General features: G+C 40.1%; 7 protein-coding genes. 2 read left to right on the forward strand and 5 right to left on the reverse strand.

The genetic code is table 11. The annotated features are described in order from the left end of the window. The 5 genes from GQR54_RS17040 to glnA all read right to left on the reverse strand — a co-directional run bounded on the left by GQR54_RS17040 (position 1) and on the right by glnA (position 5,083). Complete coding sequence (locus tag GQR54_RS17040; RefSeq protein ID WP_010554789.1) at positions 1 to 459, reverse strand: cyclic nucleotide-binding domain-containing protein; 459 nt, start codon at positions 457 to 459, stop codon at positions 1 to 3. A gap of 29 nt (positions 460 to 488) precedes the next feature. Beyond that, positions 489 to 1,874: a nitrogen regulation protein NR(I) gene (gene ntrC, locus GQR54_RS17045; RefSeq protein WP_007582175.1), complete on the reverse strand. Its 1,386-nt coding sequence runs from the start codon at positions 1,872 to 1,874 to the stop codon at positions 489 to 491. 14 nt (positions 1,875 to 1,888) lie between these two features. Next, positions 1,889 to 2,959 (reverse strand): nitrogen regulation protein NR(II), encoded by a 1,071-nt coding sequence (gene glnL / locus GQR54_RS17050; protein WP_010554790.1) that lies wholly within the window; start codon positions 2,957 to 2,959, stop codon positions 1,889 to 1,891. Between the two features lie 82 nt (positions 2,960 to 3,041). After that, the gene (locus GQR54_RS17055; RefSeq protein WP_166379187.1) at positions 3,042 to 3,563 is read right to left on the reverse strand and encodes a DUF4124 domain-containing protein; all 522 of its coding nucleotides are present in this window, start codon (positions 3,561 to 3,563) and stop codon (positions 3,042 to 3,044) included. Positions 3,564 to 3,676: 113 nt separating this feature from the next. Beyond that, on the reverse strand, positions 3,677 to 5,083 hold the full coding sequence (gene glnA / locus GQR54_RS17060; protein WP_010554792.1) for a glutamate--ammonia ligase: 1,407 nt from the start codon (positions 5,081 to 5,083) through the stop codon (positions 3,677 to 3,679). A 507-nt stretch (positions 5,084 to 5,590) separates the two neighbouring features. Between glnA and typA the strand changes: the two genes are divergently transcribed. Both typA and GQR54_RS17070 read left to right on the forward strand, forming a co-directional pair. Continuing rightward, positions 5,591 to 7,414, forward strand: coding sequence for a translational GTPase TypA (gene typA / locus GQR54_RS17065; protein WP_010554793.1), 1,824 nt, complete (start codon positions 5,591 to 5,593; stop codon positions 7,412 to 7,414). 181 nt (positions 7,415 to 7,595) lie between these two features. After that, positions 7,596 to 8,261, forward strand: a complete 666-nt coding sequence (locus tag GQR54_RS17070) for a hypothetical protein (RefSeq protein WP_166379189.1) — start codon at positions 7,596 to 7,598, stop codon at positions 8,259 to 8,261. Positions 8,262 to 8,404: the final 143 nt, after the last annotated feature.

The raw sequence follows: 8,404 nt of genomic DNA on the forward strand, positions 1-8,404 counted from the left end.
CTAACCGTGAGTTTCTATATGCTCGCTTAGTTTGGCAATGCGCAGACTCATACCTTCTATAATTCGGTCTTTAATTTTTTCGCGGATAACATTAGGTAAACGAGTGAGTGCTTCAGGGGTAATAGCGAGGACTATACTGTCGGTTTTAGCGCGAGCGCTAGTACTACGCTCTCGGTTATTTATAAAGGCACCTTCACCTATAAATTCACCGGGCTCTATAGTGCCAAGTTCTAGCAAATGATTATGTTTAAATACTAATAACGCGCCGCTAAGTACAATGTACAAACGTTTGTCGTTATCGTATTGCTTAAATAAAAATTGATGCTGACTTACTAAATATAACAGGCCGAACGACTCTAATAAGACTTGGCGCTCGCTGAGCGTAAATTCTTTAAAAAAGTGCAGCCTGTTTATAATTTCCATTTGTTTGAATAATGGAATATGTTCGATTAGCTTCATCAATAACCAAATGTGTTAAAAGCGTTTAATCAGCTAATATTGCGCTCTTTTAATTTTCGGGTCAACGTGTTGCGTCCCCAACCAATTTTTATAGCAGCATCTTGCTTATGACCAGAACAATTAGCCAGTGCGGTTTTAATTAAGCGAGTTTCTAGCTGGGCTTGAATGTCAGGCCAAATATTTTCTTTGCCTTGTTTAAGCTCTTGATTAAGCCATTGCTGAAACGCATCTAGCCAATCACCTTCTTCCTGGGTTGGCGAAGCATCCAGAATCTCTGGCGGTAAGTCTTGCTCGCTTACAAGCTCACCCGGTGCCATTACAGTAAGCCAGCGACAGGTGTTTTCTAATTGGCGTACATTGCCTGGCCAATTAAATAAGCGTAATTGCTCAGTTGCCTTAGGGCTCAGCACTTTGCTTTCTACTTGTAGCTCTTTAGCGCTTTTATGTAAAAAGTGTTGCGATAAGCTTTCTATATCTTCAGTGCGCTCTCGAAGAGCAGGTAAACGTAGGCGCACAACATTAAGACGATGGAATAAATCATCCCTAAACTTGCCCTGTTTAACTAAATCTTCAAGGTTTTGGTGCGTAGCCGCAATAATACGCACATCTACTTTTATACTTTGATGGCCACCAACGCGATAAAACTCACCATCGGCAAGAACGCGTAATAAACGTGTTTGTACATCAAGTGGCATATCACCAATTTCATCTAAAAATAGTGTGCCGCCATTGGCTTGCTCAAAGCGGCCTTTACGCACGCTGTCGGCGCCCGTAAATGCGCCTTTTTCGTGGCCAAATAACTCTGACTCAACAAGCTCTTTTGGAATGGCTGCCATGTTAAGTGCAATAAATTGATTTTCTTTACGTGGGCTATGATTGTGCAGCGCACTGGCGACAAGTTCTTTACCTGTTCCAGATTCGCCATTTATTAATACGCTCATGCTAGAGGCCGATAGTTTACCTATCGCTCTAAACACTTCTTGCATTGCGGGCGCTTCACCAATTATGTGGGCACTTTTTGGTGGAGCTTGCTTGCGTTTAGTTTTTTTAGTGGAGTTTGCTCTGCATGCGCTTTCGACTAGCGCCACTGCTTCGTTTAAATCAAACGGCTTAGCGAGGTATTCAAAAGCACCTTTTTGGAATGCATTTACAGCTGAGTCTAAATCTGAGTGCGCAGTCATTATAATAACCGGCAGCCCAGGGTTTTGCTCTGCAATAAGTTCAAGCAACGCCATACCATCCATACCAGGCATTCGTACGTCAGAAACTAAAACAGTAGGTTGGCTAAACTTTAGGGCGCTTAGTACATCTTGCGCATTAGCAAAGCTCTCTGTGTTAAACCCTGCACGGGTTAGTGCTTTTTCAAGTACAAATCGAATAGAAGCATCATCATCTACAAGCCAAACTGTTTTCATGCAAACTCCAAACATTAATCTGCAAAGGGCAGATAGATATTAAATTCAGTATGTCCAGGCCAGCTATCACATTCTATATAGCCATCATGTTGATCTATCAGTGTTTGCGCTATTGAGAGTCCTAACCCAGAGCCACCTTCTTTATTGGTGATCATAGGGTAGAACAGTGTTTCGCGTACACTGGGATCAATACCTGGTCCGTTATCAGATATTTGGATCAACAAGGCTTTTTTAGGTGCTTTACCTGGGCGACGATGTTGATGATTAATGCGGGTTTTTATTGTTATTTCACCGCCATCTACAAGCGCCTGTTGGGCATTTCGAACAATGTTTAATACCACTTGCTGAATTTTGCCTTGATCAATGTATACATCAGGAATACTCGGGTCGTAATCTTTAACTAAGCTAATGTTAGAACAATTATCTAACGTACTTAGCCTTGCAACTGATTCAAGTGATTGATGTATATTGCCATACGATTTTTGCGGAAGTTGATTGGGCCCCAAAAGCCTATCTACTAGTTCGCGTAATCGGTCGGCTTGCTCAATGATGAGCTCAGCACATTGATCTCTTTCTTGTTGATCAACCTCATACTGCAATAACTGCGCCGCTCCGCGAATTCCACCTAAAGGATTTTTAATTTCGTGAGCTAACCCTCTAATTAGGTTTCGGGCAGCTTGATATTGATGCATTTGATTAGACGCTTGGTCGTGCTTAATTTCGTCATCGGTTTGGCGCCACTCAAATAAAATGTAAAGCGAGCCATTAAACTTAATTTGTCGTGTACTTACGGCTACTTTTGCATGGCGAGAATCGCTAAAAACCACGTCAGCTCTATGCTGCTGGCAATCTACGCCTTCAACTAGTGAGTATTGTTCTATACGCTGTAAATCGATTGAATGGTAGTTAAAAAGGCTATCAAACGGTTGATCTAATAGGCGCTTATTACCAAGGCCAAGCAGCTCGCTGGTACTGGTATTGGCATATACAACGGTGAAGTTTTTATCAAGTAACATGATAGCGGTTGTTTGATTTTGCCAAATGGCATCGAGTAGCTCAGGGCTAAAGTTTTTATTATTAATCATAGCTGCACCATTTTAGTGCGTGGATGTTTGCAAGCAAGTTATATGGTTAAATACACTGCTGCACGTTTAGTAATGCCCCAATTTAGTTACCTAGGTTTAGCCCTTTTCGGTGCATAAAAAATATGCAGGGTTCGCTTGTAGCAATAACTTGGTTTTTACTATTAAAAAGCTTTAATTGTAGTGTGTGCTGACCACGTTCTACATCTCTAATTGCAAAGGTTGAGCTGTCACTGGCTGGGCCGTGTGCTTTACCATCAATAAAAAGTTGTATAGTAAAACCAGTTTCAAAGCGTGGTTTTATTCGGCTAGTTACATAAACAGTGCCGGTATTTTCACGAATAGTCTGGTTATGATCAGGTGAGGAAATAGCAATACTAAAGGCCGCTTGTTGAGGCTGAGGTTGCCCGTCAAAAATGTCAGTATTTGTTGCAGGCATATTAAGATCTTGGCTGGTGAGCTTTACCTCTTGGGCCCCTTTATGAGGGGTGTCTGAGAACACTAATACGCCATTTTTATCTTTCCAAGCGTATATTTTTGTTTCACCGGCATAACCATAATTACTTAATCCTAAAGTAATTAATAGTAATAAAATCTTGTTATTCACTCTGCAGCCCTGCATTTTTATCGGTAACTTAACTTTAGTGGAGATTGACTAATTTTACCATTAAAAAAGCCCGCAAAGCGGGCTTGAGAACACACATATTTTTTACAGCTTAATTAACAGCTGTAGTACATTTCAAACTCAACTGGGTGAGTTGTCATGTTAAGCTTTTCAACTTCTTTAGACTTAAGTTCGATGTAAGCATCGATTAAGTCATCAGTGAATACGCCACCTTGAGTTAAGAATTCACGGTCTGCGCTAAGTGCAGATAGTGCTTCGTCAAGTGATGCTGCAACAGTTGGAATTTCTGCTGCTTCTTCAGCTGGTAAGTCGTATAAATCTTTATCCATAGCATCGCCAGGGTGGATCTTGTTTTTGATACCATCAAGGCCAGCCATAAGCATTGCTGAGAAAGCAAGGTATGGGTTAGCAGTTGGATCCGGGAAGCGTACTTCAATACGACGACCTTTTTCAGATGGAACCACTGGGATACGGATTGATGCAGAACGGTTACGTGCAGAGTATGCAAGCATAACTGGTGCTTCAAAACCTGGTACTAAACGTTTGTACGAGTTAGTAGACGCATTTGCAAAAGCGTTAATTGCTTTAGCATGCTTGATGATGCCGCCAATGTAGTAAAGTGCATCTTCAGAAAGACCGCCGTACTTATCACCAGCAAAAAGGTTTACACCGTCTTTAGCTAAAGACTGGTGACAATGCATACCAGAACCGTTATCACCAACAACTGGCTTAGGCATAAACGTTGCTGTTTTACCGTATAAGTGAGCCATGTTATGGATAACATATTTCATTTCTTGGATTTCATCCGCTTTTAATACCATTGTATTAAAGCGAGTAGCGATTTCGTTTTGACCTGCTGTTGCTACTTCGTGGTGATGTGCTTCTACTACTTGGCCCATTTCTTCTAGAACTAGACACGTAGCTGAACGCCAATCTTGGAAGTCATCAACTGGAGCAACTGGGAAGTAACCGCCTTTAACACCTGGACGGTGACCAGTGTTGCCATCTGCATATTCTTTATCTGAGTTCCAAGCAGCTTGCTTAGAATCGATTTTGTACATAGAACCAGACATATCTGATTTGTATTTAACATCGTCAAATACGAAAAATTCTGGCTCAGGGCCAAATAAAACAGTGTCTGCAATGCCTGTAGAACGCATGTAATCTTCAGCACGCTTAGCAACAGAACGCGGGTCGCGCTCATAGCCTTGTAGTGTAGAAGGCTCTACTACGTCACAACGTAAAATTAATGTCGCTTCTTCAGTGAAAGGGTCTAGTTTGATTGACTCAGGAACTGGCATTAATACCATGTCTGATTCGTTTATGCCTTTCCAGCCTGCAATTGAAGAACCGTCGAACATTTTACCGTCTTCGAAAAAATCTTCATCAACTTGGTGATGAGGAATCGATACATGTTGCTCTTTACCCTTAGTGTCAGTAAAGCGTAAATCAATGAACTTGACGTCATTTTCTTTAATAAAATCTAAAACCGATTGTGACATGTGTCCTCCAACTATTGGGTTTTGTTATTGCTGCATAATTGCTTTGGTATTTACTAAGCTGATTTTGTGCCATTATTGTAACTGGCTGTTTATAAATTAAAAAAATATCATTGCATCAAAATGGAATATATAAACGCACCATGTTGGTGCGTAAATATTCCATTTTAGTGCAAAATTTACAGAGCGTAATTTGTTGTTAATTTAATCAGCTGAAATTAGCATAACCTAAATGTAAAAGAGTAACAAAAAGATCGGAAAAATAGCCAAAAAGACTGTTTTTCAAAAAAATATTGAAATTTAATTCATATAATTGTCATATATAAAACAGATACTTAGTAAAAGTATTGAGAAAGTTTTAAAATATGTATTGGATAAACTTTCATCCATGTCATTAATGAGGGATAATATGCGCCCTTTTAAATCCTATGCTGGGACATCTCGCGAAAGCGTGGATGAGTGCGTAGATCTTGCAGGATCATTGAGAATTTAATTTCTCTGAGTAAATATATGAGCATCGAAAAGTTAAGAAATATAGCGATTATCGCGCACGTTGACCACGGTAAAACAACTCTGGTTGACAAACTACTTGAGCAATCAGGTACATTAGAAACACGCGGCGGTAACGAAGAGCGCGTGATGGACTCAAACGACATTGAGAAAGAACGTGGTATTACCATTTTGGCTAAAAACACAGCCATCTCTTGGAACGACTACCATATCAATATCGTAGATACTCCGGGACACGCCGATTTCGGTGGTGAAGTTGAACGCGTACTTTCGATGGCTGACTCAGTATTATTACTTGTTGATGCTCAAGAAGGTCCAATGCCACAAACGCGTTTCGTTACGCAAAAGGCATTCGCGCAAGGCTTAAAGCCAATCGTAGTTATCAATAAAATTGATAAGCCAGGTTCACGTCCTGATTGGGTTATGGATCAAATCTTTGATTTATTCGACAACCTTGGCGCAACTGACGAACAGTTAGATTTTAAAGTAATCTACGCTTCAGCTATCAACGGCTGGGCAACACTAGATTTAGACGAGCCATCAGACAACATGGAACCTATGTTCAAGATGATCGTTGACGAAGTATCACCACCGGATGCAGATCCTGAAGGTGACTTCCAAATGCAAATTTCTCAACTAGATTACAACTCTTATGTTGGTGTAGTTGGTATTGGTCGTATTAAACGTGGTTCTGTTGCTCCTAACCAACAAGTTACTATTATCAGTGCTGATGGCACTACACGTAATGGTAAAATTGGCGCAGTACAAAGCTACCTAGGTCTTGAACGTATCGAAACTGACAGAGCTTACGCTGGTAACATCGTAACTGTAACAGGTATTGGTGAGCTTAAGATTTCTGATACAGTTTGTTTCCCAGGAAACGTTGAAGCATTACCACCACTAAGTGTTGATGAGCCAACTGTAACAATGACATTCTCTGTAAATAACTCACCTTTCTGTGGTAAAGAAGGTAAGTTTGTAACGTCACGTAATATCCGTGAACGTTTAGACAAAGAATTAGTACACAACGTAGCACTTCGCGTTGAAGATACTGGTAGCCCAGATAGCTTCCGTGTTTCTGGTCGTGGTGAATTACACCTAGGTATCTTAATCGAGAACATGCGTCGTGAAGGTTACGAGCTTTCAGTTTCTCGTCCAGAAGTTATCTTACGTACTGTAGATGGCGTTCTAGAAGAACCGTTTGAAACAGTGACTATTGACTGTCAAGACGAGCACCAAGGTTCTGTTATGGAGCAAGTTGGCCTACGTAAAGGTGAACTTACTAACATGACTCCAGATGGCAAAGGCCGTATGCGTTTAGACTTCATGATCCCTAGCCGTGGTTTAATTGGTTTCCAAACTGATTTCATGACGCTTACTTCGGGTTCTGGTCTTATGTACCATACGTTCGATCATTACGGTCCTCACAAAGGTGGCGACATCGGTGTTCGTAAGAACGGCGTAATGATTGCAAACGCAACTGGTAAAGCACTTACTAACGCATTATTCAACTTACAAGAACGCGGCCGTCTATTCATCGGTCACGGTGTTGAAGTATACGAAGGTATGGTTATCGGTATTCATAACCGTGATAACGACCTTACAGTTAACGCCCTTAAAGGCAAGCAGTTAACTAACGTACGTGCATCTGGTACTGATGAAGCGCAAACGCTTTCTCCACACCTTAACTACTCACTTGAGCAAGCGCTTGAGTTCATCGATGATGACGAGCTAGTTGAAGTAACTCCACTAAACATTCGTATTCGTAAGCGTTACCTTACTGAAAACGAACGTAAACGTGCAGGTCGTGGACCTAAGTCATAATCTATTAATTTAGAATAATGATTTTAAAAGCCGCTGTATTGTAAAATACAGCGGCTTTTTTGTGTTTGTGACAAAGAGAAGCTTTAAAGTCAAGGCAACTATTTGCGGCAAGGCTAGAGTCGCTTTTAGAAACAAAGTATTATTTCTAAGAATACACTGCTAAATTGCTATGGGAGTTATTATGGAATTTGATGAAATAATTTTAGGTGATAGAACTATTGCAGGTTTTAAATCTGATTTTGAGATTGACGTAATTCAGATTTTGAAACATTTAAATACTTGTGAGACCGCTTTCAAAAATTTCATACTTACAAATGAGAACCCTAAATTTAAGTGGGTTCAAGAATATGTATTCTTGTCTTTAGAGACTTCGGTTACTTCATTGAGATTATTAGCCGAAGGTCATATTAATGCCGCTGGTAATACTATGAGAATATCTTATGAATCTCTCTGTATGTCTATCTTGCTTTCATCCCCAGTAAGGTTAAAAGTTGGTCGTGGTAAACAACAAAAAGAAATAGATTTTTATTCTGGCTATTTAAATAAAGATGCCTTCACTAAAGCGCACTTATCAATTGATTTAGTAGTAAGAAATGCAAGCGTGTTAGGCGTTACATCGGGGAAAGGTTGGCTCAAACAAGCTAAAGATTTTTATAATGGTTATAGCCATGCTTCTGAAATGGTATTTTCTTCTTTAATACTTAAGTCCGGTAAATCGATTATAGGTGGTGGCTATAATGAAGAGAAACGAGAAATAATTTCAGCTCATTTAAAGCAAATTCATAAATTAGCCAAACAACTTCCAGAACTTATTAAGGAAATTTCTTTGCGTAACCAATTAAAATAATAAATAAAGTTATTCTTTGATAAGATGTTTTTTCGTTGGGTTTTGCTTCGCTCAACCCAACCTTGTATCTCTTCTTGATGAGTGTTTAGCTAGCACTTGTCACATCGGGAAGACAGTGAGCTCGTACCCAACCAGAGTGTGAA

It is taken from the genome of Pseudoalteromonas sp. Z9A4, assembly GCF_011378845.1.
GTDB lineage: Bacteria > Pseudomonadota > Gammaproteobacteria > Enterobacterales > Alteromonadaceae > Pseudoalteromonas > Pseudoalteromonas arctica.